19 protein-coding genes, 2 tRNA genes and 1 pseudogene are annotated in these 25,950 nt (G+C 63.6%); 9 read left to right on the plus strand and 13 right to left on the minus strand.

Annotation, left to right across the window (positions count from 1 at the left end; all coding sequences use genetic code 11):
* Window positions 1-53 precede the first annotated feature (53 nt).
* The 3 genes from DZK26_RS13595 to DZK26_RS13605 are packed head-to-tail and all read left to right on the plus strand — an operon-like array spanning window position 54 to window position 4,653.
* The gene (locus DZK26_RS13595) at window positions 54-1,031 is read left to right on the plus strand and encodes an efflux RND transporter periplasmic adaptor subunit (protein ID WP_181918491.1); all 978 of its coding nucleotides are present in this window, start codon (window positions 54-56) and stop codon (window positions 1,029-1,031) included.
* Window positions 1,028-4,114, plus strand: a complete 3,087-nt coding sequence (locus DZK26_RS13600) for an efflux RND transporter permease subunit (RefSeq protein WP_116899161.1) — start codon at window positions 1,028-1,030, stop codon at window positions 4,112-4,114. The genes DZK26_RS13595 and DZK26_RS13600 overlap by 4 nt, the downstream gene beginning before the upstream one ends.
* A complete protein-coding gene (locus DZK26_RS13605) occupies window positions 4,111-4,653 on the plus strand; it encodes an NADPH-dependent FMN reductase (RefSeq protein WP_116899160.1) in 543 nt (180 codons plus the stop codon). Before DZK26_RS13600 ends, DZK26_RS13605 begins: the two co-directional genes overlap by 4 nt.
* A gap of 359 nt (window positions 4,654-5,012) precedes the next feature.
* Here DZK26_RS13605 and DZK26_RS13610 read toward each other — a convergent pair.
* Window positions 5,013-5,089, minus strand: a tRNA-Arg gene (locus tag DZK26_RS13610).
* Between the two features lie 10 nt (window positions 5,090-5,099).
* Entirely contained in the window at window positions 5,100-6,260 is a 1,161-nt protein-coding gene (locus tag DZK26_RS13615; protein WP_116899159.1) for an HRDC domain-containing protein, read from the minus strand.
* 161 nt (window positions 6,261-6,421) lie between these two features.
* Between DZK26_RS13615 and DZK26_RS13620 the strand changes: the two genes are divergently transcribed.
* Window positions 6,422-8,251: a formylglycine-generating enzyme family protein gene (locus tag DZK26_RS13620; protein ID WP_181918490.1), complete on the plus strand. Its 1,830-nt coding sequence runs from the start codon at window positions 6,422-6,424 to the stop codon at window positions 8,249-8,251.
* Between the two features lie 193 nt (window positions 8,252-8,444).
* Window positions 8,445-9,722: an NAD(P)/FAD-dependent oxidoreductase gene (locus DZK26_RS13625; RefSeq protein WP_116899157.1), complete on the plus strand. Its 1,278-nt coding sequence runs from the start codon at window positions 8,445-8,447 to the stop codon at window positions 9,720-9,722.
* Window positions 9,723-9,732: 10 nt separating this feature from the next.
* Here DZK26_RS13625 and DZK26_RS13630 read toward each other — a convergent pair.
* The 7 genes from DZK26_RS13630 to DZK26_RS13660 form a co-directional block, all read right to left on the minus strand.
* A tRNA-Leu gene (locus DZK26_RS13630) sits at window positions 9,733-9,819 on the minus strand.
* A gap of 38 nt (window positions 9,820-9,857) precedes the next feature.
* Complete coding sequence (locus DZK26_RS13635) at window positions 9,858-10,430, minus strand: cysteine dioxygenase family protein (protein ID WP_116899156.1); 573 nt, start codon at window positions 10,428-10,430, stop codon at window positions 9,858-9,860.
* On the minus strand, window positions 10,427-11,512 hold the full coding sequence (locus DZK26_RS13640; RefSeq protein ID WP_116899155.1) for a homoserine O-acetyltransferase: 1,086 nt from the start codon (window positions 11,510-11,512) through the stop codon (window positions 10,427-10,429). Before DZK26_RS13640 ends, DZK26_RS13635 begins: the two co-directional genes overlap by 4 nt.
* Window positions 11,513-11,561: 49 nt before the next feature.
* Complete coding sequence (locus DZK26_RS13645) at window positions 11,562-12,713, minus strand: DUF819 domain-containing protein (RefSeq protein WP_116899154.1); 1,152 nt, start codon at window positions 12,711-12,713, stop codon at window positions 11,562-11,564.
* Entirely contained in the window at window positions 12,710-14,293 is a 1,584-nt protein-coding gene (locus tag DZK26_RS13650) for a serine hydrolase (protein ID WP_181918489.1), read from the minus strand. The genes DZK26_RS13645 and DZK26_RS13650 overlap by 4 nt, the downstream gene beginning before the upstream one ends.
* Before the next feature lie 10 nt (window positions 14,294-14,303).
* Complete coding sequence (locus DZK26_RS13655; RefSeq protein ID WP_116899152.1) at window positions 14,304-16,574, minus strand: TonB-dependent receptor; 2,271 nt, start codon at window positions 16,572-16,574, stop codon at window positions 14,304-14,306.
* A gap of 168 nt (window positions 16,575-16,742) precedes the next feature.
* The gene (locus DZK26_RS13660) at window positions 16,743-17,786 is read right to left on the minus strand and encodes a helix-turn-helix domain-containing protein (RefSeq protein ID WP_181918488.1); all 1,044 of its coding nucleotides are present in this window, start codon (window positions 17,784-17,786) and stop codon (window positions 16,743-16,745) included.
* Between the two features lie 125 nt (window positions 17,787-17,911).
* On the opposite strand from DZK26_RS13660, the pseudogene DZK26_RS14755 reads away from it, so the two are divergent.
* Both DZK26_RS14755 and dgcA read left to right on the plus strand, forming a co-directional pair.
* Window positions 17,912-19,081, plus strand: a pseudogene (locus DZK26_RS14755) (serine hydrolase domain-containing protein); the annotation flags it as partial.
* A gap of 848 nt (window positions 19,082-19,929) precedes the next feature.
* A complete protein-coding gene (dgcA, locus tag DZK26_RS13670; protein ID WP_220376499.1) occupies window positions 19,930-20,934 on the plus strand; it encodes an N-acetyl-D-Glu racemase DgcA in 1,005 nt (334 codons plus the stop codon).
* 15 nt (window positions 20,935-20,949) lie between these two features.
* Here dgcA and DZK26_RS13675 read toward each other — a convergent pair whose 3' ends face one another.
* Window positions 20,950-21,219, minus strand: coding sequence for a Trm112 family protein (locus DZK26_RS13675; protein WP_220337252.1), 270 nt, complete (start codon window positions 21,217-21,219; stop codon window positions 20,950-20,952).
* A 101-nt stretch (window positions 21,220-21,320) separates the two neighbouring features.
* On the opposite strand from DZK26_RS13675, the gene purE reads away from it, so the two are divergent.
* A complete protein-coding gene (purE, locus tag DZK26_RS13680; RefSeq protein WP_116899150.1) occupies window positions 21,321-21,818 on the plus strand; it encodes a 5-(carboxyamino)imidazole ribonucleotide mutase in 498 nt (165 codons plus the stop codon).
* Window positions 21,815-22,939, plus strand: a complete 1,125-nt coding sequence (locus tag DZK26_RS13685; RefSeq protein ID WP_116899149.1) for a 5-(carboxyamino)imidazole ribonucleotide synthase — start codon at window positions 21,815-21,817, stop codon at window positions 22,937-22,939. Before purE ends, DZK26_RS13685 begins: the two co-directional genes overlap by 4 nt.
* Before the next feature lie 7 nt (window positions 22,940-22,946).
* Here DZK26_RS13685 and DZK26_RS13690 read toward each other — a convergent pair whose 3' ends face one another.
* Genes DZK26_RS13690 through DZK26_RS13700 form a run of 3 tightly spaced genes read right to left on the minus strand, consistent with a single transcriptional unit; the run spans window position 22,947 to window position 25,739 of the window.
* The gene (locus DZK26_RS13690) at window positions 22,947-23,507 is read right to left on the minus strand and encodes a DUF1543 domain-containing protein (protein WP_181918486.1); all 561 of its coding nucleotides are present in this window, start codon (window positions 23,505-23,507) and stop codon (window positions 22,947-22,949) included.
* Window positions 23,497-24,567, minus strand: a complete 1,071-nt coding sequence (locus tag DZK26_RS13695; protein ID WP_116899147.1) for an ABC transporter ATP-binding protein — start codon at window positions 24,565-24,567, stop codon at window positions 23,497-23,499. Before DZK26_RS13695 ends, DZK26_RS13690 begins: the two co-directional genes overlap by 11 nt.
* Entirely contained in the window at window positions 24,564-25,739 is a 1,176-nt protein-coding gene (locus DZK26_RS13700) for an aspartate aminotransferase family protein (protein WP_116899146.1), read from the minus strand. Before DZK26_RS13700 ends, DZK26_RS13695 begins: the two co-directional genes overlap by 4 nt.
* Window positions 25,740-25,950: the final 211 nt, after the last annotated feature.

The following is a 25,950-nucleotide window of genomic DNA, read 5'->3' on the forward strand; positions in this document are numbered from 1 at the left end:
TTGTCGCCTGCGGGCAAGATGATTCGGATGACGGTTCCGAGCGATCGACGCCGGTGACCATCACCGAAGCCGTCGTCCAGCCCGTTGAATGGATCGAGCGCTCGATTGGCCGCCTGCGCGCCAACAGTGCGCCGAACGTGGCCGCCGAGACGGCCGGCGCGGTCGCCGTCATCCACCACGATGCCGGTGATGCCGTCGAAGCCGGGGAGCGCTTGGCCGAACTCGACGACCAGGTCCAGACCATCGCGGTCAATTCGGCCCGGGCCGAACTGCGCCGCCTCGAGGCCCTGATGGCCAACGAGCGTCGCAGGGTTAGGCGCCTGACCAACCTGCGCGAACAGCAGTCGGTTTCCCAGGATCAGCTCGACGAGGCCGAGACCAACGTCGAGTCCCTGGAGGCGCAGATCCAGGCGGCGCAGTCCGCGCTGGAGGATGTCGAGTACAACCTCGCGCGAACCCGCATCGTCAGCCCGGTCAGCGGCATCATCCAGGAACGACTGGTCAGCGCTGGCGACTTCGTCAATCGCGGGCAGGTGATGTTCGAACTGGTCTCGCCGGCGGCGTTGCGCGCACTCGTGCCGCTACCGGAACATCTGCAGAATCACGTCGAGGTCGGCCAGCCGGTGCGGCTCTGGGTGCCTTCCCGGCCTGACGATGTTCACGACTTCGAGGTCACCGAAATCCGGCCGCAGGTGGGCTCGGGCTCCAGGGCCATTGAGCTCATCGTGGATCTCGACAACCCCGGTGGCTGGCGCGTCGGCGGGTCGGTGTCTGCCGAGATCGTGATCGAGCGTCGTGACGGCCTGGTCGTGCCGCCGACCAGCGTGGTCCGCCGGCCGGATGGTCGCGTGGTCTACGTGATCGAGGATTCGCGTGCCCGTGAAAGGCCGGTTGAAGTCGGCCTTCGTGATGCCGACTGGATCGAGATTCTCGAAGGCGTGAGCGAAGGCGAGCGCGTGGTCGTCGACGGCGCTGGCTTCATGACCGACGATGCCAGGGTCACGGTCGAGGAAGGCGGAGACGCGCGATGACATTGCCGGAGCTATCCATTCGCCGGCACGTGCTGGCCTACATGGTATCGGCGGTGATGGTGCTGTTCGGCATCCTCGGGTTCCAGCGCATCGGCATCGACCAGTTCCCGGAAATCGAGTTTCCGCTGGTTTCGGTGACCACGGTGTTGCCCGGCGCCAGTCCCGAGATCGTCGAGGCCAGTATTACCAGCATCATCGAAAGCTCGGTCAACAGCGTTCCCGGAATTGACTACATCCAGTCCAGTTCCTCGCCGGGCGTTTCCAACGTCACGATCAACTTCCAGTTGTCGAAGGACATCGACGTCGCCTTCAACGAGGTCCAGGCCAAGGTCAACCAGATTGTGCGCCAGCTGCCCGAGGACGCCGACCCGCCGGTGGTCGCCAAGGTCGAGGTCGGCGCCAGCCCGGTCATGTGGCTGGCGCTGCAGGGCGATCGCACCATGCAGCAGCTCAACCAGTATGCCGAGAACGTCATCAGCAAGCGCCTGGAGACGATCAACGGCGTGGGCGAGGTGCGCATCGGCGGCCGGCGCGAGCGCACCATCCGTGTGGAGGTCGACCTCGAGCGCATGAATGCCCTCGACATCACGCCGCAGGACATTCGCCGGGCGTTTGCCTCCGAGCATGTCCAGTTCCCCGGCGGGTTTCTGGTGTCCGGGCGCACCGAGTCGCTGATCAAGCTGGACCTCGAATATCACAGCCCCGAGGCGCTTTCGAGAATGGTCGTGGCCCATCGTGACGGTGCGGCGATTCGGCTCGACGATATCGCAGAGGTCGTCGACGGCCTGGCGGACTATCGATCGATTGCCCGGTTCAACGAGGAGCCCACCGTGGGGCTGGGGATCGTCAAGATTTCCGGGTCGAACACGGTGGCAATCGTCGACGAGGTCCAGCGCCGGCTCGAGGAGGAGATCATTCCGCAGTTGCCCCCGGGCATGACCATCCAGGTCGCCTCCGACGACTCCGAGCTCATTCGCGAGATCGTACGCGCGCTGCAGGATCACTTATGGGAAGGCGCGTTACTGGCGGCCATTATCGTGCTGCTGTTTTTGCGCTCGTGGCGCGGCACCATCATCATCGCGCTGGCCATTCCGGTGTCGTTGCTGGCCGCCATGGCGGCGATCAACCTGATGGGCTACACGCTCAACACGATGACCCTGCTGGCACTCCTGTTGCTCATCGGCGTCGTCGTCGACGATGCCATCGTCGTCCTTGAGAACATCTACCGGCATCGCCAGGAAGAAGAACCCGATCCGGAGAAAGCCGCCATTTCCGGCTCCAATCAGGTTTTCTTCGCCATCATCGCCACCACCCTGACGCTGGTTTCCATATTTGCGTCGGTGATCTTCCTCGGCGGCATCATCGGCCGGTTCTTCGAGTCGTTCGCTGTCACCGTGACGGTGGGCGTTCTGGCTTCCTCGATCGTCGCGTTGACGCTCACGCCCGTGCTGTGTGCGCGGTTTTTGCGTGTGCGTCGCACCGATAGCGAGCATGGTCGCATCTATCATTCGATGGACCGTTTCTTCGACGGCATGAACCGCGGCTATCGTCGGTTGCTGGACGCTTCGCTCAACAGGCGCTGGACCGTCATCCTCGTGGCCTTGCTGGTCGTGGCCAGTTCCGGCTTCTTCTTCGTCGCCATCGACAAGGAATTCGTTCCCGAGGAAGACGAGGGCCGGTTCCAGGTCTTCTTCCGCGCTCCGCTGGGTACCGGCATCGAGGCGACCAACGAGTATATGAAGGAGATCGAGTCGGTACTCGGTTCCAAGGATGTCATCCGCAGCTATTTCACAGCCATCGGTCTGGGGGCCGCCGGAGAGGTCAATCGCGGCATTGCTTTCGCGCGCATGGTCGAGCGCTCCGAACGCGACATCAAGCAGCAGGACTTCCTCGACGAGTTGCGGAGCGAACTGGCCGGCATTCCGGGCGTGATCGCTTTCGCCGCGCCGCCGTCGATCGTCAGCGGGCAGCGTGGTGATCCGCTGCAGTTTTCCATTACCGGCCCCGATCTCGACACCGCCGCCGAGTTGGGGGAGACCATGAAATCCCGGCTGGAGGAAATCGATGGCATGGGCCGTCTGGACCTGGATCTCCAACTCAACCTGCCGCAGATCGACATCGATGTCGACCGGGTACGTGCCGCCGAGGCCGGCGTCAGTTCGGCCGATCTCGCCTTCGCCGTGAACATGCTCGTGGGCGGATTCGATATCGCCCGCTACAACGACGAGCCCGGCGACGGTGAGCGCTACGATATCCGCGTCAAGGCGCGTGAAGGCCAGTTCGACACTCCGGACGACCTCAACCGCATCTACCTCCGGGGCAGCGACGGTTCGCTGGTACGCTTCGATTCGATCGCCGAAGGCGTCGAGCGACTGGGTCCGGCGGTGATTACCCGCTTCGACCTGAACTACTCGGCCGATTTCTTCGGCAACCCCGAGATGCCCCTGGGCGAGGCCATCACCGCCATCGACGAGATTGCCGAAGAAATCCTGCCCCTCGGCTACCGCGTGGCCTACAAGGCGCAGGCCCGGGAGTTCCAGCAGACGCAGCAATACGTGATGTTCGCCTTCGTGCTGGCCACGATTCTGGTGTTCATCGTGCTCGCCAGCCAGTTCAACTCCTTCATCCAGCCGCTGATCGTCATGGTCGCGCAACCACTGGCGGTCATCGGCGGTGTACTGTTGCTATGGCTGACCGGCAATTCACTCAATATCTACTCCATGATCGGTATGGTCTTGCTGGTCGGGTTGGTGGCCAAGAATTCCATTCTGCTGGTGGACTTGACCAACCAGTTCCGTAACCAGGGGCAGGGCGTCGACGAGGCGCTGGGCAATGCCTGTCCGATTCGCCTGCGCCCGGTGCTGATGACCTCGCTGACGGTCATTCTGGCGCTGACGCCGCCGGCGCTGGGCTTCGGGGCAGGTGCCGACACCAACGGCCCGCTGGCCATCGCCGTCATCGGCGGTATGCTCAGTTCCACGCTGCTGACACTGGTCGTGGTGCCGGCGGTCTATTCGCTGATCGAAAACAGCAAGTTCCTGGGTTCGAGCAGCCCCGGGCAAAAGGAAACGGAATCGACATGAAACTGATCGTCATATCGGGAAGCCTGAGAAAGGGCTCGTTCAATACCCGACTGGCTCGCCTGATGGCCGAGCAGGTGCCTGAAGACGTCACGGCCGAAGTGGCCACACTGCACGGCATTCCCCTCTACGACGGCGACGTCGAGGAAGCCGATGGCGTCCCGGAGGCGGTCGAGTCGCTTAGAAGCCGTATCAAGGCGACCGACGGTCTTGTTCTCGTTACACCCGAGTACAACGCGGGCATGCCGGGCGTGTTCAAGAACGCGCTGGACTGGCTTACGCGCCCTGGAGAGGAAATGAAGCCGACATTCGGCGGCCGGCCCACCGCGCTGGCCGGCGCCACTCCGGGTGCCTGGGGAACGGGATTCGCCCAGGCCGGCGCCCTGATCAACCTGCGCCAGCTCGGCTGCCATCTGTTTCCGGACCACCTGCGCGTTTCGAAGGCGGGAGATCGTTTCGACGGTGAACGCGCCGACGATAAGTTGAAGGAGCAGGTGGCGGGCTGGCTGGATGAATTCATCACCTTCGCCGGACGCAATTGAAGCGGGACTCTGTGGTCCGTGATCTGTAGTCCGTGGTCTGTACTCAGTCGTCTGATGTCTCAGACTTCAGGCCACAGACCACAGACCACAGACCACCGAAAGATGGCGCCCCGGGCAGGAGTGCTGCGCGGCCTCGCGGCCGCTTGCCCTTCGGGCTGTCGCTTCGCTCCAGCGATCTTCTTTCGAAGATAGCTTACGCTTCGCTCCAGCGATCCTCTTTCGAAGATAGCTTACGCTTCGCTCCAGCGATCCTGTGCTGGCGCACAGGATTCGAACCTGATTGTTATTTGTCGCAGGTTCGACTTGTGCTATCTGAAGGGCTTGAGACTCCGTGAAAGACCAGAGCATCTGTTTTTAATTGGCGCCCCGGGCAGGAGTCGAACCTGCGACCTGCCGCTTAGGAGGCGGCTGCTCTATCCTGCTGAGCTACCGGGGCGGTGCTGAAATCAGGACGCCGAAATATTAACAGAGACGCCATCCAGCCGCCCGTCGAGTATCCGGCCGCGCCAACCGTCGAGCCATTCTGGATGCTCGCCGCGAATCAGGCGGGTCAGTTCCTTCTTGCTGGCGATGACGGCCGGCTCGATTTCAAGTTCGTCGGCAATCGTCCGGACGGTTTTCTGAGCCTCACGCAGTTGTTCACGCTGGTCCGGCGTGAGCGGATTCAGCCAGTCCGGTCGCTCAAAGTCTTCCGGCCGCACCTCGTTCAGCATGGTTTCGATCGTCGTCCCGAAGCGCTTTCGCTGCCCACCGGGCAAACGGCCGATGGCTTCGCCCAGCCGGTCCTGGCCGGCAGCCCGAGCCAGTTCGATCAGCGTGTCGTCGCCGATCACGAAACGGCGGGGAAGATCCCTTTGACGCGCAACCGCTTCGCGCCATTGGGCCAGGGCGTCGAGCCGGGCCAGGTCTGTGGTTTCCATCCGGCCCGCGCCCTTGACCCGGCTCAGCGGCGGTGTGGTGTCGCCGGCGCGGGCGGCATCCACGATCCGGGCGCAGTCCTCCCGGTGCCATTCGAGCCGTCCGGCGTCCTCGAGCAGTTCCTCGAGTCGCTCCTTGAGCCGCGGCAGCCAGATGACGTCCTCGGCGGCGTAGTGCAGCCATTCTTCCGGTAGCGGGCGCCGGCACCAGTCGTTGCGGGCCTTGCCGCCGACCAGGTCAACGTCGAGCGCTTCCTTGACCAGGTGTTCGTAGCGAAGCTGCAGGGGCAAGCCCAGAAGTGCGGCGGCGACCTGGGTATCGAACAGCGGCTCCGGCCAGCAACCGCCCACCGCGTGCAGGATTTCCAGGTCTTCCCCGACACTGTGCAGGACCTTGACGATGTCCGAATCGGCCAGAAGGGTGCCCAGGGCTTTCGACTCGGGAATCGCCACAGCATCGAGCAACCAGACGCCGTGGCCCTCGCTGACCTGGACCAGGCCGGGACGGGCATGAAAAGTACGTTCACGCACAAACTCCGTATCCAGGCCGATAGTGTGACTGGCCCTGCAGTCCGAAACGGCTTTTTCGATGGCATCCTCGGAATCGAGAATATTGGCGTTCTCGATAGCTTTTTGTGCTGCGTGAATGTCGTCATCGGCTACGGCCCGGCAGGGCAGTTCATTCGGCATGGGAATGCAGTCTCCGTCGCTGGCGGTGGTTGTCGTGGGCGGCTCTATACGCTATTTTCACACATTCGATTGGTGTGCCTGATGTCGCAAATGCACCGGGGATGCCTGAAAGGGAAGCGCCAATCCTTCGTTTTATACCAGCAAAGGGAGCTGAGATTCAGATGAGATATCTGCTGCTTGCAACGAGCGTCGTTTTCGTGTTCACGCCCTGGGCGGCCTTCGCTCAGGAAGACACAGAGACGACGGAGGGGGCCGAAGCCGAGGCGCAGACCGAGGAAACCGAGGAGCAGCGGCAGGTAAGGCGCCTCGGGGATGTCGTGGGTTCGGGGGATGAGTTCGATATCGATTTCGACAATCTCAACGTGCCCGAGCAGCCGGTTGAGGATGTTCCTGAGGTGAGCTTGCCCGATCCCGAGCAGGATGAGCAGCTTCAGACGCTCCTGCGCAGGCGTGCGTTCGAACCCAATGACCAGGACACGCTCGATGCGTTGAGCGATTTGATCGACGAGATTGAGGCCGATATCGAGGAAGCGCTGGCCGGGGAAGATCTGGCTCTGGCGCAGCAGCTCGCCGGCGTCGTGGCCGAGGTCGAGCCCGATCGCGAAATCATCGCCGAGGTCGAAGCAGCGGTTGAGCAGGAAAGCATGATCGGCCAGACACTGGAGCAGGCAACGGCCGCGCTCGAGGCCGGGCGATTGACGCAGCCTGCCGGGGATAATGCAGCCGAACTGTTCGCCCGGGTGCTGGAACTCGACCCCGGTAACGAAACGGCACAGACCGGACTTGAGGAAACGCACCAGGCCATCGTCGACAGTGCCATCAGCATGGCTCGTGACGATCTGGACTTCGAGGGCGCCGAGGCGCGACTGGTCGAAGCTGAGGGCGTTCTGGAATCCCCTGAAGCCATTGCCGAGGCCCGCGACAGTATCGTGGAGTTTCGAACGGGTTACACCGAGGATCTCCACCAGGAAGCGCTGACGCACATCGACGAAGGTCGCTACGACGAGGCGGACGAATCCATCACGGAACTGGTCGCGCTCGGACACGACCGCGACAGAGTCGAGTCCCTCCAGGCATCGCTGGCGGACGCACGCCTGTACGGCAGTTTCGAGCCGGGGCAGGTCTTCGACGATCAGATCGAAGCCCTGGGTGAGCCCGGTCCCGAAATGGTCGTCATCCCGGCCGGCAGTTTCATGATGGGTTCACCCGAGGATGAAGAAGATCGGATGTCCAACGAAGGGCCCCAGCACCGGGTGACCTTCGACCGGGGTTTTGCACTGTCGCGAACGGAAATCACCGTTGGTCAGTTCGCCGAATTCGTCGAGGCCACCGGCTATCGCACCGACGCCGAGGTTTCCGGCTCATCCCGCATTTACAATCTGGAAACCGGGCGGATGGACGCGCGCGACGATGTCAATTGGCAGCTGGATTACGCCGGGGAGACAGCGGATGAAGATCTGCCCGTCATTCACGTCTCCTGGCGGGATGTCAGCGCCTATATCGACTGGTTGTCGGAAGAAACCGGGCGCAATTACCGTCTGCCGTCGGAGGCCGAGTTCGAATATGCCCTGCGCGCCGGCAGTCAAACGCCTTACTGGTGGGGCGAAGGGCCACCGCCGGAAGACGACATGGAAAACGTCACCGGCGACGGCGATACCTCGCCGACGGGCGCGCGCTGGAACGTGGCGTTCCGCCGCTATTCCGATGGCCACTGGGGTCCGGCACCGGTCGGAAGCCTCGTGCGCAATCCGTTCGAGCTCAATGACATGGGCGGCAATGTCATGGAGTGGGTCGAAGATTGCTGGCATGACAGCTTCGTGCGCGCGCCCGCGGACGGCTCGGCCTGGGTCAATCCGGGCTGCAACCGCCGCGTGATCAAGGGTGGCTCATGGTCGAGCACGCCGGCCATGGCACGTTCGGCCTTCCGGATTTCCAGCACCACGGAAAGTACCGACATGCGCGTCGGATTCCGCGTCGCGCGCGATCTCTGACCATTTCCTCCCGCGCCGGGCCCGCCGGGCCCGGCCGCGCTTGTCGCCGTTCCCGCAAGCATTCGCCTGTTTTCTCCCTTTCGTGCTTGCGCTAATATTAGAAACAACTTATATTAGATAATAACGATATGTGAGGCGGCATGCCCCAACGGCTTGCTGCCTTCGATGCGCCAACCGCAGATCAGGAGGAATCATGGCCAGAATCGTCATTATCGGGGCCGGCGTCGGCGGAGTTCCCGCAGCCTACGAATTGCGCGATACGCTGGGCTCGGGACACGAGATCACCGTCATTGGGGCTCAACCTTACTTTCAGTTCGTACCTTCCAATCCCTGGGTTGCCGTGGGCTGGCGCGATGCCGAGGCCGTCACCGTCGACCTGGCGGGGCCGATGAAAAAGCGCGGCATCCGTTTCGTGCATGACACGGTCAGCGCCATCGAGCCTGAAGGGCAACAGGTCTCCCTGACCGGCGGAGAAAGTCTGGACTATGACTACCTGGTCATCACCACCGGCCCTGAACTGGCCTTTGACGCCATCGAGGGCCTGGGACCGGAGGCCGGCCATACCCATTCGGTCTGCACGCTTGAGCACGCCGAAAAAGCCTGGGCGGACTACCAGCGCTTTCTCGAAAATCCCGGCCCCATCGTCATCGGGGCAGTGCAGGGCGCGAGTTGTTTCGGGCCCGCCTACGAGTTCGCCATGATCGTCGATGCCGACCTGCGCAAGCGCAAACTGCGTGACAAGGTGCCGATCACCTTTGTGACCAGTGAACCCTATATCGGTCATCTCGGGCTCGGCGGCGTCGGCGACTCCAAGAGCCTGATGGAACACGAGCTGCGCGAGCGTCACATACGCTGGGTGACCAATGCACGCGTCGACCAGGTCGAGGCCGACACGATGCACATTACTGAAGTGGACGACGACGGCGAGGAACGCCGCAGCCAGGAGCTGCCTTTCCAGTTCGCCATGATGCTGCCCGCCTTTCGCGGCGTATCGGCCGTGGCAAATACCGAAGGGCTGTGCAATCCCAAGGGCTTCGTCAATATCGATGATTATCAGCGCAATCCCAACTATCCGAACATCTATTCGGCCGGGGTCTGCGTGGCCATTCCGCCGGTGGAAGAAACGCCGCTTCCGGTGGGCGCACCCAAGACGGGTTACATGATCGAATCGATGATCAGCGCCATCGTCCACAACATCGCGGCCGACCTCGAAGGCAAACCGGCCGAATCGAAGGCGACCTGGAATGCCATTTGCCTGGCCGATCTCGGCGACTCCGGCGTGGCCTTCGTGGCGCTGCCGCAGATTCCGCCGCGCAACGTCACCTGGGCCAAGCAGGGCAAGTGGGTGCACTGGGCCAAGATCGCGTTCGAGAAGTATTTCCTGCGCAAGGTGCGCAAGGGGCACGCCGAGCCGGTCTACGAGCGCTACGTGCTCAAGGCGCTGGGCATCACCAGGCTGACCGGCAAATAGAAAATTCAGTTGGTGCCGAGGGCGGGAATCGAACCCGCACTGCCTTTCGGCAAACGGATTTTGAGTCCGTCGCGTCTACCAGTTCCGCCACCCCGGCATCGGGAAGCCTATTGTCGTTATCGGGATGTGGTTTGTCTAGTCCGCGTCCAGGCTCAAGGTCGTCGGCCGGGGCTGGTACCAGTGGCCCTCGACCGGCTTGAACACACAACACTCGTCCATGACGCCGGAGTAGATGTGGATGGTCACCGCCGGCTCGTCCTTGCTGGGGTTGGCGATGGTGTGGTGTTCGTGCGGCGGAATCAGGCTGCCGGCACTGCCCACGCCCGAGCGCATGGTCGTGCGCGGCTCGAACTTGAATTCGTCCCTTCCGCGCTCGACCAGCTCGTATTGAACCACCTCGATCTCGCCGTGCCAGACTGCTTCGACGCACCACATCCCGGCGTGGTCGTGCAGCGGCGTGCCCTGGCCCGGTCCCCAGGTCATGGCCAGCACGGTGTAGCCCAGCTCCGTGTCCTGGTGCAGCAAGCGCCGGCAGTAGTGATCCTCACTGTACTCGTACACACACTCGGGCAACCGGATGTGCTCGTCGGCCATCAGTTCGCACAGGCACTGGCGCAGATTCTGGGTAATTTGCTCCGCACTATCGGCCGACACGGCGCGGTGAATACTTTCGATCATGCGCGACTTGCCGGGGAAATCCAGGCTCATTGCAACCACTCCCTGATCGGTTTACCAAAAGTCGGGACGTCGGCCAGGAAGGCGTCGTGGCCCTGGACGGAGGGCAGCGCCTGGTAGGTGACGTCGTTGCCGCTGCTCTCGAGGGCGGCGGCCAGTTCCTGTTGCTGGGTCAGCGGGAACAGGATATCGGTTTTCACGCCCAGCACCAGGGCCTCGCCGGAAAAACAGCGGTCGAACATTCGCTTGAGCGTTTCCTTGCTGTCGCAGAAATCGAAATTGTCCATCGCCCGGGACAGGTACAGGTAGCTGCAGGGGTCGAACTGGCCGACGAATTTCCGCGCGTGGGTCTCCAGGTAGGATTCGACGGCAAAGCGCATCCCGAAGCGCGTGGGCGGAAAGTAATCCTGGCTCTGCCGCCCGAAGCGTTGCTGCCATTCGGTAGCCGAGCGGTAGGAAATCATCCCCAGCTTGCGCGCCAGGCGCATGCCGACCTCGGGCCATGCGTCCTCGCTGTACTGACCGTCCTGGAAATTGCGGTCGGTGACAATGGCCTCTCGCTGCAAGGATCGAATGGCGATCGCCATGGGCGTGGCCGAGCAGGCCGTGGAGATCAACGCCAGCTTGCGGGTACTCTGCGGAAACTGCTTGAGCCAGGCCAGGGCGGTCAGGCCGCCCATCGACGGGCCGATGACCGCGTGCAGGGTCTCGATGCCCAGGTGCTCGACCACAAGGTGGGTGGTACGGGCGATGTCTTCGATGGCCAGTTCGGGAAAGCCTAGACGCCAGGGTTTTCCGGTCTCCGGGTTGATGCTGGCCGGTCCGGTCGAGCCCATGCAGGAACCCAGCGAGTTGACGCACAGGACGAAGAATCGATCGGTGTCGATGTATTTGCCCGGCCCGATCATGTCTTCCCACCAGCCCGGATCCGGATCCTGGGTGCTGGAGGCGGCGTGCGCTCCGGGCGACAGGCCGGTGAAGATCAATATCGCGTTGGATTTATCGGCGTCGAGTTCACCCCAGGACTCCCAGGCGAGGCGAACGTGCGGCAATCGCCCGCCGCGGTAGAGCGAGAACGGTTCCTCGAGATCGAAATAGTGGGTGGCCGGGCCCATGAATGCGCTCTTTGATCCAAAACGCCCATTCTATAACGAGAGCGCAAGCCTAGCCCGCCAGCCAGCTCGTCAGGCCGACGCCGATGAAGTTGGCCACGGCATAGCCGAACACCCCCAGCAGCACCGCCGGTGCCACCAGGTCTGGGCGACCCTTGCCGGCCGCCATCGCCGCCGCACTTGCGGGGCCCGCCGCACAGGCATTGGAGGCGATCACGCTGTCCATCAGGTCGGTGCGGAACAGCCTCCCGAGTCCGAAGATCGCCAGGGCGTGACAGAGGACGATGATCGCGGCGAAGGCGGCGATCTCCAGCGCCGAACTGATCATGGCCGCCACGTCGGCGCTGATGCCGATGGCGGCGAAGAACAGGTACATCAGGAACAGGCCGATCTCGTAATCCCCCTCGAGCCGGCGCAACTGGTGTGGAAATGCGTTCGCCAGCAGCACGGTGAGCGCGGTGATGAACAAGATGGCGTAGCCGCCAACCCCGAACCATATCGCCAGCGCCTGGCCGACGGCGCAAATCGTGAACGACAGCGCCACGGCGATACCCAGGTGCAGGGGATCGAGGGGCGTGATAGCGGATTCTGGCTCGCTCCCGTCGTTCGGCGTATGCCCGGATTCGTCTCCTGTCATCTGTGACCCGTCGCCGGTCACCCGGAACCAGCGCCTCAACAGCGACAGCGAGGGTGCCAGCGCCAGAAAGGCCAGGTAAAACACGCCCACGACGTTGTCCGCCGCCACGCTGGCCGTTGCCACGGAGGGATCCAGGTCCACCGCCTGGGTGACGGCCGCCATGTTCATGGAGCCGCCGATGTAGGTGGCGCTGAATACGCCGGCCAGCTTGGCCGTGTGTTCGCCCAGCGGCAGCAGCCAGATGCCCAGCAGCGCACCCAGTATGGTGCCGACCGCGCCCAGGACGAACGGCACCAGCATACCCCGCGTCTCGGCCAGCACCCGCCGCAAGTCGGCCTTAAGCAACAGCAGCGGGATGGCCAGCGGTACCAGGTAGACCCAGACGACGTTGTAGACGGGCGCCTGCTTGGGCAGGACGCCCAGGTTGGACAGCAACATGCCGGTCGCCAGAACGATCGCCAGGCCGGAGACGTTGCGGCCTAGGCGGGTGCGATCGCTCCAGAAACCGAGTGCAGCCAGGGCCGCGAGCACGGCCCATAGCGCGAAGGTCCAGTCAGCCTGGATCACTGGTCTTCGGTCTGTTCGTTGACGCGGCGGAGATCGAGGTGGTGGAAATCGAAGCTGAAGTCGGTCGTCGGCGAAACGGCTTTCATACGGGCGCCTTCGACCTCGCCTTCGGGCGTGAGCGTAAAGGTCATGTAGGCGTCGGCATTCAGGCGACGGTCTTCCCAGCGCACGATGAAGGTGTCGTGCTGGAAGTGTTCGAGCGGCCCGGTCAGCGGTTCGCTGCGCGGCGAACGGAACCAGAGCCGGCCATCGTCTTTCAGGGTCAGCGTGATCTCGCCGTACCAGGGGTCACGATATGTGCCGGCATACGCTTCAAGCGGCAGGCTGGGCGTGCTGTCGGCATCGCGCTCGGCCATGGCCTCGGCAACGACCTCGGCGCCGGAATCCCGGCGCTGCTGAATCAGCTCGTCGACAACGGCAATCCAGTCGGCATCGTTTTCGTTGTTGCCGTCCAGGAACAGTTCGGCGATGTCATAGGCTACGGGTCGCGGCACTGCCGACATCCGGTTGTTCGAGACGAACACACCCAGGTCCTCGCGGGGCAATAACATCAGGTGGGTGGTCATGCCCAGCACCCCGCCGCCGTGGGAATGAAGCGGCTGGCCGTGGAAGGTCGAAATGCTCCAGCCGAGGGCATAGGCCGACAGCTCGGCGCCGGCGTGTTCGCTCAGATAACCCGGCGTACGGGTGATCGTCACCGGCGTTAGCAGTTCGTCGAACTGACCCTCGCTGATCAGCCGTTCGCCGTCGGCGCTCACGCCTTCATCCAGGATGAAGTTCATCCACTTGGCCATGCTTCGGGCGCTGCAGACAATGCCGCCGGCGGGAGCGGCCGTGTCGCCGAGCAGTCCGGTCGGCGTAGTCTGCAGTTTGCCGTCGACATCGATGTGCGGCGTGGCCATCGACGCGCTTTCCGGCGCCCGATCCCGGGTGGCGGCGCAATCGTTCATGCCCAGTGGGAAAAGCAGTCTTTCCTCGAGAAAGGACTCGAAAGATTGTCCGGAAACGGCCTCGACCACCATGCCCGCGATGATGTAGAGGGAGTTGTCGTAGTCGTACTGTGCACGGAAACTGCTGGTCGGTTCGAAGTGACGCATGGCACGAAGGATTTCCTCGCGCGTCGACTTCGCCTGCGGGAACATCAGCAGGTCGCCCGCGCCCAGCGGCAGGCCGCTGCGGTGGGTGAGCAAGTCGCGGATACGGAATTCGCGCGTCACGTACGGGTCGTGCATGCGGAATTCGGGCAGGTGATCGATCACCCGGTCGTCGAAGCTCAGCTTGTCGTCGTCGGCCAGCAACGCCAGCGCGGCGGCGGTGAAGGCCTTGGAGACCGAACCGATGTGGAACAGGGTGTCGGCATCCACCTGCGTTTCGCCGCCGATTTCGACGATCCCGTGTCCTTTCGCGTAAACCACTTCGCCGTCGTTGATCACCGATACGGTCACCGCCGGCGAACCGAAGGTGTCCATGGCGCGCTCGACCACTGCGTCGATGGCCGATGTGTCGGGGGCGGCCAGTGCCGCCCCCGAAGTCAACAGGCCGACGGCGAAAAGTGCCGGCCGAATCGCTCTTCCCATCATGGCGCGCGGCTTACTGGAAGTGCCAGCGCACCATGGCGCCGTAAGTTCGAGGCTGCGTGGGTGCGCCCGTGGGAATCGTGGCGAAGCTCGGCGAGAAAGCGGTCCATGCCCACTCGTCGAACACATTGTTGACGTAGAGCGAGATATCGAAATTCCGCAACGCTACGCCGGCACGCAGGTCGACCAGGTGGTAGTCGTCGATATCCACCCGCGGCGACGAGGGCGGAAACTCCGTGCCCGAGGCGTCGGTATAGCCGTCGAAGCCCACCGGCATCTCGCCCTTGTAGCGATACGAGGCACCCACGTAGGCCGGCCGCTCGCCGAGGCGGAAGCTGTAGTTGGCGTCCAGTACCGCCTGCCACTCCGGCGTACTCGGCAGCTGATCACCGTCGGCGCCGCCCAGATCGGGCTCGTCGGCGGCCAGTTCGGCGTTGACGTAGGACAGCGAGCCGGTCAGCGTCAGCGCATCGGTCACGGCCATGCCGAGCGTGGCTTCCAGGCCGCGGCTGACCGCCTTTTCGGCATTGCCAACTACTTGCGTGCCGTTGCGAACGACGCCGATCTGGTAGTCCTGCCAGTCGATGTAGTAGCCAGCCAGGTCGTAGGTGAAGCGGCCGTCGGCCGAACTGCCCTTCACGCCGGCTTCGTAGCTGACAAGGTCGTCGGGCTCGAAGAACGGATTGGAGAGCGGCTCACCGGTTTCAGGGTTGAGCAACAGGAAATTGGCGCCGCCCGGCCGGAAGCCGGAAGCCACGCGCGTGTAGAACGACATATTTTCCGCAGGGCGATAGCGCAGGTTGAACAGGAAGTTGGTGACATCGTCCTCGATTTCGGAAAGCGGCAGCGGTGCGAGCAGCGGCCCGACCGTGTTGAGCTCGACGTCGTTGGAATAGTCCGTATAGCGCAGGCCCAGGCTGGCGTCGAGCTGGGGCGTGAAGTACCAGGTGCCCGTGGCGAAGGCCGAAAGCTCCTCGTAATTGGAGGGGAAGTTGGCAAAATACAGCGGCACGTCGGGCGTGATCACCAGATCCTGGATGTTGAAACCCTCTTCCTCGGTATAGAAGGTACCGACGATCCACTCGAAGCTTTCATTGGAGTCCGACGTCAAGCGGAGTTCCTGCGTCCACTTGTCGAAGCCCAGATCGCCAACCAGCACCGCCGAAGAGTGGGGCGCGGTATCCGGGAAGAACTGGTCGGCGAAACTGGCGAAGGACTCGGTCACGTCCGCTTCCTGCTTGAAGAACATCTCCTGGTAGCTGGTCACCGAGGTCAGTTCGCCCAAGCCGAGGTCGTAGTTGACTGTCAGGCCGCCGAGCGATGCCTCGTACTCGCTGGGGTTGATGGCCGCCTGGCCCGTTTCGTATTCACCGTGGATCGGTTCGGCCGCGCCGAAGCCCGGAACCGGCAAGTCCCGGGCGTAGTTGGCCTGAACCAGCGAAGTCCCGTCCTGGGTGGCGCTCTGGTGAAGCCCCTGCAGTTTGACTTCCAGCCGGTCGGTGACCTCCCAGAGAAGACTGCCGGAACCGCCGTAGTATTCGTAGTCGTCCCAGTTGTCTTCCCCGATCGTCACGTTATCGACATAGCCACTGGTGTCTTCCCTGAATACCGTCAGGCTGCCGCCGAGTGTGTCCTGGACCAGCGGGCCGTTGAGATTGGCGCGGTAGAGCTGATTGAAGCCCCCGCCTTCGGTATTGGACAGGTTGGTCGAAACACTGCCCGACCCAGCATTGAGCGAGGGCGCGCGGGTATTGAACTTGAGGATGCCGCCCATGGCGCTGGCACCGTAGAGCGTGCCCTGAGGCCCTTTCATCACGTCGAGGGTGCCCAGGTCCAGCAGGGTGCCGTCGAGCGGCGTGGGCTGGGTGTAGACCGTGGACGAGCCGAAGGGAATGTCGTCGACATAGCTGGAAACGCCGGCTGACAACTGGGCGTTGATGCCGCGCATGTAGACATTGTTGAGGTACGGACGACCACTGTTGGTGGTCGATACGCCCGGGACGAAAGTCAGGATGTCGGTCAGTCCGGCAAAGCCGGCGTCGATGCGCTCGTCGGTGTCGATCGTGGACACCGCCATGGCGACGTCCTGCAGTGCTTCCTCGCGCCGTGAGGCGGTGACGACAATGACATCATCCAGCTCCGTGTTTCGTTCGTCCTGTCGTTCATCTTCGACCTGGTCATTGTCTTCCTGTGCCAGGGTGTCGGGTGCAAGGCTCAGCCCGGCGGCGATGGCGAGTGCCAGGATTGTGACATTGAGCGTCGTTGTGTTCGGTTTGTTCATCATGTCTCAGGTCCCCGTGATCGTTGACCATATCGTGGTTGGCGGTTGCCGTGGTCCGCCCGATGCAGACTCCCCAGGGGTCCGGCGGGGCGGATTTAATCCAATGGTAATCCGGAAATTTTTGATGAATTAGGCTGAGGCGACTTATTATTGTGCAAATCCGACAGGGCCTCAGTGTCGGTGGGATCGGCGCCAGGCCTTGGGACTGCAGCCGTTCAGCCGTCGGAAAGCGCGCGAGAAGGCCGAGTGATCCTGATAACCGACGATGTCGCCGATCTCCGAAATCGAGTGCCGGTTCTCGTTGAGCAACAAGCGGGCGGCCTCGATCCGGCGGGTGATGATGTATTGGCCGATGGTGGCGCCGTGCAGGGACTTGAAACCGCTCTTGAGCTGGGTTTCCGATATGCCCAGGTGCCGGGCCAGCTGAGGCAGTGTCGGCGGGTTGGCATACTCTCGGTTGAGGATGGTGCTGGCGCGGCGGATGATGTCCCCGCGCGGGAAGGCAGTCTGGACGGCGTCGCGCTCCAGGTAGGCCTGGTTGTTCTTGAGAACCTGCAGCCCGATGCTGAGCAGTTCGTGGAACTTGGCGAACATCCAGTGATTGAGCAGCCGTCCAGAAACCGGCAGGTGGAAGAATGACCAGGTCAGTTCGCGATGGACATCTTCCAGAAACAGCACACGCTGGCGTGGCTGGTCGTGACGACCCTCCAGGATGTCGCGCAACCAGGCCGGGTAATCTTCCGGCTGCTCACCCATCCGTTCCATCAAGTTCGACAAAGTCGTGTACACCACCACATGGCGGATGGTCTCGTTCACCTTGGGCGCGCGGTATGTGAGTTCGAGGCCCGGCAGCGCGGAGACGATGATGGCCGGCCCCAAGTCGTGGACGTTCTTGTGTTCGCCCAGGAACTCGGACCGCTTGACCGAGGACACGAACTGGAAGCTGATCAGGTCGGCGACTTTGTTGTGGATCACGACGGGCGCGCGCAGGAATGAATCGTTGATCTCGATCATGCGGTCCTCATCCAGCCTGTAGCAATGTGACCGCCCCAGCGCACTGTCGCCCATGTACTCGATGAAACGATTATCCGGCGACGAATGGAACCGGGATATGCATTGGGCATTCTCGAACAGCTGGCTAAGCTCCGCCGTCGATGCCGCCTCGGGGTCGAAGCCGGGGGCCATGTGCACGCAATACTCGTCGCCGAAAATCATGGGGCGATTATAGGCATAACCGACGAGTCTGCATATTTTTCTGTCGTATCGGCCTAACCGGCTTTTCCGGCCCACGGGTAACATCGGGCCAATTCAGCCATTACCGAACCCAAACAGGACGGGCCATGAACTGCATCCACCGCTTCACTTTCGCTGCCATTCTCGCCGTACTGCTCGCCAGTTCCGCCCTGGCGCAGGACGATTCGGTCACCACGCCGGAGCCCGCCGTTGGGGACGAGGCCGGAACATCAGTCGCGCAGGACGAGGACGCGCCGGGTGCCCCGGACGAAGCTTCCAGGCCGTCCGGACTGGATGACACCGCGGCACTGGAAGCCTTCATCGACGGTGTGGTCGAGCCGCTGATGCGCAACAACAACAGCCCGTCCGGCACCGTGGCCATCGCCCGCGACGGCGAATTCATATTCACCAAGGGTTACGGTTACAAGGATATCGCCGCGCAGGAACCGGTTGACCCCGAGACAACGCTGTTCCGGCCCGGCTCGGTATCCAAGCTGGCCACCTGGGTGGCCGTCATGCAGTTGGTGGAGCAGGGCAAGCTCGATCTCGACACGGACATCAACGAGTACCTGGAGGCGGTGGAGATTCCCGCCACGTTCGACGAGCCCATCACCCTGTGGCATGTCATGACGCATACCACCGGCTTCGAGGACGGGGGCATGGGCTACCTGATTATCGAAGACCCGGACAAAGCCCTGCCGCTCAAGGAGGCGATGCAGCGGTATCGCCAGGAGCGCGTCAACCCGCCGGGTGCCCAGAGCGCCTACTCCAACTACGCCACGGCGCTCGCCGGCCTGATCGTGGCCAATGTCTCCGGTCAGCCGTTCAACGAGTACGTCGCCGAGCACATCTTCGAGCCCCTCGGCATGGACACCGCGACTTTCGATGAGCCCCTGCCCGAGCATCTCGAAGACCAGGTGGCCACGAGCTACGGCTTCGAGGCCGGCGGCTACAAGGAAAAGCCCTTCGAGATCGTCAGCAGCTTCGGGCCGGCCGGCGGTCAGTCGGCCAGCGCCACCGACATGGTGCGCTTCGCCCAGGCGATCCTGAATGGTGGCAGTCTGGACGGCCAGCAGATCCTGCGCCCGGAAACGGTCGAGGAGATGCTCAGCCTGCAGTTCAGCCACGACGAGCGCCTGATGGGCATGGCGCTGGGCTGGTACGAAACCGATTACGAAGGCACGCGGGTGATGGGTCACGGCGGCGATACCCGCTGGTTCCATTCCTATCTCGGCGTTGACGAGACCCACGACCTGGCATTCTTCGCGTCCTTCTCCGGTTCGGGCGGTAGCGCCGTGCGCTCTGCGCTGTTTCCGGCCTTCTACGGACAGTATTTCCCGCGCGACGAAGCGCCGCCGGAGCCGCCGGAGGACTTCGCCGAGAGAGCCGGACGCTACGCCGGAGAGTATGGGTTCTGGCGCACCAATTTCTCCAAGATCGAGAAGGCCCTGCGCATGAGCAGCGTGGTCCAGGTATCGCCCGGGCCGAACAACACGCTGGTCGTCGGTTTTGGCGGTAACGCCAAGCAGTACGTTGAAGTCGGCGATAACCTGTTTCGTGCACGCAACGAGGACGTAACCCTCGTCGCCGGCGTGGCCCCGCGCCTGATCGCTTTCCAGGAAAACGATGCCGGCGAGATCACCGGTTTCGTCATGGACGGCCTGCCGTTCATGTCGCTGCGTACGCTCAAACCATGGGAAACGCCGAACGTCAACTATATGTTGCTGGGTTTTGCGTTCCTGGTGTTCCTGGCAGTGCTGCTGCGGCGCTTCTTCCAGCGTTCGGCCATAAAGGCATGGCCGGCACCCGACCGGTCCGCCTACGGGGCCGCCGTGTTGGCCTCGGCCGCCAACTGGCTGGCGCTGATTACCGGCGTGATCGTCATCTCGGTCGTAGGCGACAGCATGTTCAGCGAGATCTCCACACTGTTCAAGGTGTGGCTGGTGATGCCGATTCTCGCCGTGATTGCCTGTCTCTGGCTGCTGTTCAAGCTGGCGGTGGTCTGGAAAGACGGCCTGCTGGCCAGTCTCTGGGCGCGGCTGCGCTACACCGTCGTGGCGCTTTGCGGTCTGTTCGTGATCTGGTTCTACTGGTTCTGGAACATCCTTGGATTCCAGTACCTGGCATGAACCGAAACATTGCAAGGGAACGGCGCATGCGCCAGATAACGTTTCGCCGGGAAGACTGGAAACTCCGCTTCCCGTTCACCATCACCGACCACGTCTTCACCGGTGTAGAGGCCCTGTACGTGGAAATCGCCGAGGGTGGTCACACCGGCCGTGGCGAGGCCAGCGGTGTCTACTATCTGGGCGAGAACGGTGACAGTATGCTGGCCCAGGCGGAGACCGTGCGTGCGGCCCTCGAGGCCGGCGCCGGGCGCCGGGAACTGCTGTCGTCGCTGCCGGTCGGCGGCGTGCGCAACGCCATCGACTGCGCACTCTGGGACCTGGAGGCCAAGCAGGCCGGCAAACGCGTCTGGGAGTTGGCGGACATCGTCCCCGACGAGACTTACACGTTCGGTACCGTGGGTATCGATACGCCCGAACGCATGGCGGCCGCCGCCCGGCAAATCGATGGCGATCGGATCAAGGTCAAGCTCAGCGGCGAGCAGTCGGTCGAGCGCATTTCCGCGGTACGCCAGGCGCGCCCCGGGGCCCGGATCGTCGTCGACGTGAACCAGGGTTGGAGCTTCGAACAGCTCGAAGCGCTGGCACCGAAGTTCTGCGAGCTGCGAATCGACATGATCGAGCAGCCGCTGCCGCGCGGCGGTGACGAGGCGCTGGAAGGCTACCAATCGCCGGTACCGCTGTGTGCCGACGAGTCCTGCCTGGACCGCTCCGAGTTCGAAGCCGCGGCCCGGCGCTACCAGATGATCAACATCAAGCTCGACAAGACCGGCGGCCTGACCGAGGCACTGGAACTGGCCCGCCTGGCCAGGACACGCGGCCTGGAGCTGATGGTCGGCAACATGGTGGGCACCTCCCTGGCCATGGCCCCGGGTTATGTCGTCGCCCAGCTCTGCCGTTACGCTGACCTGGACGGCGCCCTGTTCCTGGAGCAGGACCGCGAACACGCGATGTCCTTCGAGAACGGCCGCGTGTCGCCGCCGGATCCCGCGCTCTGGGGTTGATCTATTGGTGGCCCACTAGATCGGGTCGGTGAACTGGGTGGTACCAATGCCCCGGTCGGGCAGCAGAACCGGGATGCCGTCGATGACCAGGTAGATCACCTTGTCGTCACGGGTGATCAGCGCCTCGCGCGGTTTTTCTTCCACCGGGCTGTGGTCGACGTACAGCACTTCACCCGATTCAATGCGGTCGGCCAGCTTCTTCAGCCGGCTCTTTTCGAGCGGACGCAACGGCTGGTGGCTCACCGGGCAGCACAGGATGTCTAAAAGGGGGTCTGTAATGGCCATGGGCGAATTGTATCCGCTCCGCGCAATGGCGGGAAGCGCGTTTACTGGGGCATCCGGCACTGCTAGTATTGCCTGCTTTCCCTTAGCGGAAGGATCGCAAAATGGCCGAAGCCGCTCTGATCGGCATCATCATGGGCTCGAAAAGCGACTGGGAGACGATGTCGCACGCCGCCGAAGTACTCGAAGCGTTGGCGGTTGCGCACGAGGTCAAGGTCGTTTCCGCGCACCGAACGCCAGACGCCATGTTCGAATATGCCGAAAGTGCCGAGGAGCGCGGCATCGAGGTCATCATCGCCGGGGCCGGTGGCGCGGCTCATCTGCCCGGCATGGTTGCCTCCAAGACCGTGTTGCCGGTACTGGGCGTTCCCGTGCAATCGCGAACCCTCCACGGGCTCGACTCGCTGCTCTCGATCGCCCAGATGCCGGGTGGCGTGCCGGTCGGCACGCTGGCCATCGGCAAGGCGGGCGCGATCAACGCCGGCCTGCTGGCCGCCTCGATGGTCGGCCGGGCGCATCCCGAAATCCGCGAGCGCTATCGTCAGTGGCGTCAGGCCCAGACCGACAGCGTGCTGGCGGCCACCGACCCGCGACAGTCATGAAGATCGGTATTCTCGGGGGTGGGCAGCTGGCGCGGATGATGGCCCAGGCGGGCCTGCCGCTTGGCGCGGAGTTCATTTTTCTCGATCCCAAGGCCGACGCCTGTGCCGGTCAGCTGGGTGAGCTGATCACCGCCGACTGGGCCGATGAAGCCGCGCTGGAAAAGCTTGCCGGCTGCGACCGTATCACCTGCGACTTTGAAAACGTACCGGCCGCCGTACTCGAGCGCCTGGCCAACTCCGGCCATCCCGTCCGTCCGACAGGCAGTGCTTTCGCCGCCGCGCAGGATCGTCTCATCGAGAAGCGATTGTTCGAATCGTTGGACATCGAAGTCGCACCCTTTGCGCCCGTCTCGGGCCGAACCGATCTGCTCGAAGCGCTGGATCGTATCGGCTATCCCGCAGTGCTCAAGACCCGCCGAATGGGCTACGACGGCAAGGGGCAATACTTGCTCCGCTCGCAGGAAGACCTCGAGCCGGCCTGGTCCGAATTGGGCGATCACGAGCTGATTCTCGAGGGCTGGGTCGATTTCGACTTCGAGTGCGCCATTACCGTGGTGCGCAACGCCGCCGGCGAGACGCGATGCTATCCGCTCTCGCACACTGTTCATTCCGACGGCATGCTGCGGCTCGCGGCCGCCCCCGCGCATGTCGATGCCGGCTTGCGCCAGCGGGCCGAAGCCTGCGGCCGATTGCTCGCCGAGCACCTGGACTATGTCGGCTGCCTGACCCTCGAGTTGTTCGTCGCCGGTGAACGCATCCTGGGCAACGAATTCGCGCCGCGTGTGCACAACTCCGCACACTGGACCATCGAGGGCGCGATCTGCTCGCAGTTCGAAAACCACATCCGCGCCGTCTGTGACCTGCCCCTGGGCAGCACCGCACTGCGCGCACCGGCGTTGATGTTCAACTGGATCGGGGAGATGCCGTCGACGGACGAATTGTTGAAGGTGCCCGATCTCCATTGGCACGACTACGGCAAGCAACCCCGGCCCGGTCGCAAGGTCGGCCACGCCACGCTGCTGGCCGAGACCTGGCCGGCGCTGGTCCCCGTGGCGCTGGATATGCAGCAATCACTGCCCAGCCCGCTGGACCGGCTGCTCGGCGGTCTGGTCTCGATCTGAGCGGGCTTCAGGATTCGAGCCGCCTCGATTGCCAGTCGGCAATCGTGCGGCGCGGAATCGGGAAATAGCCGTTGGTGACGGCCGGCTCGCCGGCGGCAGGATCGGCTTCGAGATGAATGTGCCAGTCGCCGGCACGAACTTCCAGAATATCGTCGATATCGTAGAGATCGTCGCGGTGGACGGAATCGCGGCCCACCAGGAGTTCTTTCCGGGCGCGCTTCTTGACCTCGGAGACCGACTGCCCCGCATACAGCGCGTAGGCATGGCGCTCCCACAACTCACCGGGCGCATAGCCGCCGATATTGACGAAGTAGAGTCGTACGCGGTTGTATGCCGGCTTGTCCGACAAGAATACGCGGTAGCCCGGAACCTGCTCGACCCGCGCGAAGGCGTCGACGTGCAGGCCCTCCGGATTGCCGAACCACTGATCGAGCAGTTGATCGTGCGTTGACTCGAGATCGCTGCCGACGGCGAATGCGATGTCGTGCATTTCCACTTTGCAGCCGTCAGCACGTCCGCCGAGGCAGACGACGTACAGGGCCGGGGTGTTGTCCTTTTCAGTGGCCATTGGGATTCGATGGGGTGATGAAGGACTCGGCCTGTGCCGTCGGGAATAACACCAGATGACGCGCGTCCAGCGTGACCCCGATGGTTTCGTCCACGGCGTAGTCGTCATGGCTGGGGAACAGTGCGGCGATCTCCTCGCCGGTGTCGAGCTCCAGGCGGTACAGGATCTGGGCACCCTGAAACTGGCGCGTGATGACCCGGGCACGGGATCCGTTGCCATCGGGACGAATGTCATCAGGGCGGATCAAAAGGGCGAGTTCATCGCCGTCCGGGCGCTCGCGTGGAACCGGCGAGCGGCCCAGACCGTGGACGAGCGTTCCTTCCTCCACGCGCGCCCTGAGGTAGCTGCCGCGGCCGGTAAAAGCCGCCACGTAGTGGCTGGCCGGGCGGTGATAAAGCTGGTATGGGGAATCCCATTGCAGCATGCGCCCGTCCTTGAGCAGACCCACGCGGTCGGCCAGGGCGAAGGCCTCCTGCTGGTCGTGGGTGACCATCAGGGTAGCCGTGCCCCGGGCCTTGAGAATGCTGCGAACTTCCTCGCCGACATGCCGCCGAAGGCGGGCATCGAGATTGGAGAAGGGTTCGTCCATCAACAACACGTCGGGCTCCGGCGCCAGGGCGCGGGCGAGGGCCACGCGCTGCTGCTGACCGCCCGAGAGCTCGTGTGGATAGCGATGCGAGTAGCCGCCGAGACCGGTCAGCTCCAGCAACTCCTCGATGCGACGCGCGCGTTCGCTGCGCGAGAGCCGGCGCAGGCCGAAACCGACGTTGCCGGCCACATCCAGGTGCGGAAACAGGGCATGGTCCTGGAATACCATGCCGACGCTGCGTTTCTCCGGGGCGAGTCGGAAGGTCGGCGTGGAGGCGACCTGGCCGCCGATGCGGATCTCGCCGGCACGCAGCGGTTCGAAGCCTGCGATGGCGCGCAGGGCCGTTGTCTTGCCGCAGCCGGATGCGCCCAGCAGACAGCCGATTTCGCCCTGGTCGAGTTCGAAGCTCAGGCCACGTATGACGCTGGTTTCTTCATAGCCGAGCCAGATGTCGTCGACTTCGAGAATCATGGGCAGTAACGCTCGCGAATGGACCCGGTCACGACCTCGGCAATCCGGTCGACTTCGGCGTCGCTGACGATCAGCGGCGGCAACAGGCGGATGGTGCAGCCCCGGGTGACGTTGATGATCACGCCCTCGGCGAGCGCGTCGGCCTTCAGCTCGGCGCAGTCGCGGTCGAGCTCGATACCCACCATGAGGCCGCGGCCGCGGATTTCGCGAACCGGCGCGAGGCCCTCGAGATTCCGGCGCAGGGTGTCGACCAGGCGCCGACCGGCGTGTTCGGCACGTTCGCCGATGGAATCCTTGTGCATGATATCGATGACCGTCAGCGCGGCCCGGCAGGCCAGCGGATTCCCGCCGAAGGTGGTGCCGTGGCTGCCGCGCTTCATCAGTGCGGCGACCGCTTCGCGCGCCAGGCAGGCGGCGACCGGCACGCCGTTGCCGAGTGCCTTGGCGACGGTGATGACGTCGGGTTTGAGGCCGGCATGGTGCTGGAAGGCGAACCAGCGACCGGTCCGGTTCATCCCGCTCTGGATTTCGTCGAGCATCAGCAGGGCACCGTGCTCGTCGCACAGCCGGCGCAGGTTCGGCAGATAGTCTTCCGGCGGTACGTGAACGCCGCCTTCGCCCTGGATGGATTCGATCAGCACGGCGACGATGTTCGGGTTTTCCGCGAACGCGCGTTCGGCTGCCCCGGTGTCGCCAAAGGGTACACGCACGAAGCCGTCGACCAGGGGCTCGTAGCCGGCCTGGATGGCTGAATTGCCCGAGGCGCTGATGCCGGCCAGCGTGCGGCCGTGAAAGCTGTGTTCGGCGACCAGAACCGCCGGGCGGTCGATTCCCCTGTCGTGGGCATGAAGGCGCGAAAGCTTCAGGGCGCATTCAATCGCCTCGGCGCCCGAGTTGGCGATGAACGCCCGGTCCAGCCCGCTGATGTCGGCCAGCACGTCGCCGAGTTGTTCCTGCAATGGCAACTCGACAATGTTGGCCGTGTGGACAAGCGTGTGCGCCTGCTCGGCGATCGCTTGGGCCAGCTTGGGGTGCGCATGCCCCAGGCTGCACACGCCGATGCCGGAAATGGCGTCGAGGTAGCGCTGGCCCTTGTCGTCGATCAGCCAGGCGCCTTCACCGCGGACGATGCGCACCGGCATGCGCGCATAGGTATCGAACAGATGCGTCATCAAGTCCGTCGAGAATCGAAAGATGCGGTCATTCTACCGCTGACCGGCGGCGCGGGCACGCCGCCGGTCGACGGAGGAGCCTCTGAAAAACTGTGCGCCGGCCCTCCGGGTTTCGCCGGAAATGCCGCATCTCGCGCGTTGCGTCCCCCGGCCGTAGCTACGGCTACTGTCACTCGGGTCGCACCACACGATCTGCGGCATTTCCGACTGA

Source organism: Wenzhouxiangella sp. 15190, assembly GCF_003417465.1.
GTDB lineage: Bacteria > Pseudomonadota > Gammaproteobacteria > Xanthomonadales > Wenzhouxiangellaceae > Wenzhouxiangella.

Coding starts and splice junctions, on each gene's coding strand:
- DZK26_RS13685 (WP_116899149.1), top strand. CDS start 21,815: ATGAAGATCGGTATTCTCGGGGGTGGGCAGCTGGCGCGGATGATGGCC.
- DZK26_RS13625 (WP_116899157.1), top strand. CDS start 8,445: ATGGCCAGAATCGTCATTATCGGGGCCGGCGTCGGCGGAGTTCCCGCA.
- DZK26_RS13675 (WP_220337252.1), bottom strand. CDS start 21,219: ATGGCCATTACAGACCCCCTTTTAGACATCCTGTGCTGCCCGGTGAGC.
- DZK26_RS13605 (WP_116899160.1), top strand. CDS start 4,111: ATGAAACTGATCGTCATATCGGGAAGCCTGAGAAAGGGCTCGTTCAAT.
- DZK26_RS13615 (WP_116899159.1), bottom strand. CDS start 6,260: ATGCCGAATGAACTGCCCTGCCGGGCCGTAGCCGATGACGACATTCAC.
- DZK26_RS13660 (WP_181918488.1), bottom strand. CDS start 17,786: ATGATTTTCGGCGACGAGTATTGCGTGCACATGGCCCCCGGCTTCGAC.
- DZK26_RS13635 (WP_116899156.1), bottom strand. CDS start 10,430: ATGAGCCTGGATTTCCCCGGCAAGTCGCGCATGATCGAAAGTATTCAC.
- DZK26_RS13690 (WP_181918486.1), bottom strand. CDS start 23,507: ATGGCCACTGAAAAGGACAACACCCCGGCCCTGTACGTCGTCTGCCTC.
- DZK26_RS13700 (WP_116899146.1), bottom strand. CDS start 25,739: ATGACGCATCTGTTCGATACCTATGCGCGCATGCCGGTGCGCATCGTC.
- DZK26_RS13695 (WP_116899147.1), bottom strand. CDS start 24,567: ATGATTCTCGAAGTCGACGACATCTGGCTCGGCTATGAAGAAACCAGC.
- DZK26_RS13620 (WP_181918490.1), top strand. CDS start 6,422: ATGAGATATCTGCTGCTTGCAACGAGCGTCGTTTTCGTGTTCACGCCC.
- DZK26_RS13600 (WP_116899161.1), top strand. CDS start 1,028: ATGACATTGCCGGAGCTATCCATTCGCCGGCACGTGCTGGCCTACATG.
- DZK26_RS13650 (WP_181918489.1), bottom strand. CDS start 14,293: ATGATGGGAAGAGCGATTCGGCCGGCACTTTTCGCCGTCGGCCTGTTG.
- DZK26_RS13655 (WP_116899152.1), bottom strand. CDS start 16,574: ATGATGAACAAACCGAACACAACGACGCTCAATGTCACAATCCTGGCA.
- purE (WP_116899150.1), top strand. CDS start 21,321: ATGGCCGAAGCCGCTCTGATCGGCATCATCATGGGCTCGAAAAGCGAC.
- DZK26_RS13640 (WP_116899155.1), bottom strand. CDS start 11,512: ATGGGCCCGGCCACCCACTATTTCGATCTCGAGGAACCGTTCTCGCTC.
- dgcA (WP_220376499.1), top strand. CDS start 19,930: ATGAACCGAAACATTGCAAGGGAACGGCGCATGCGCCAGATAACGTTT.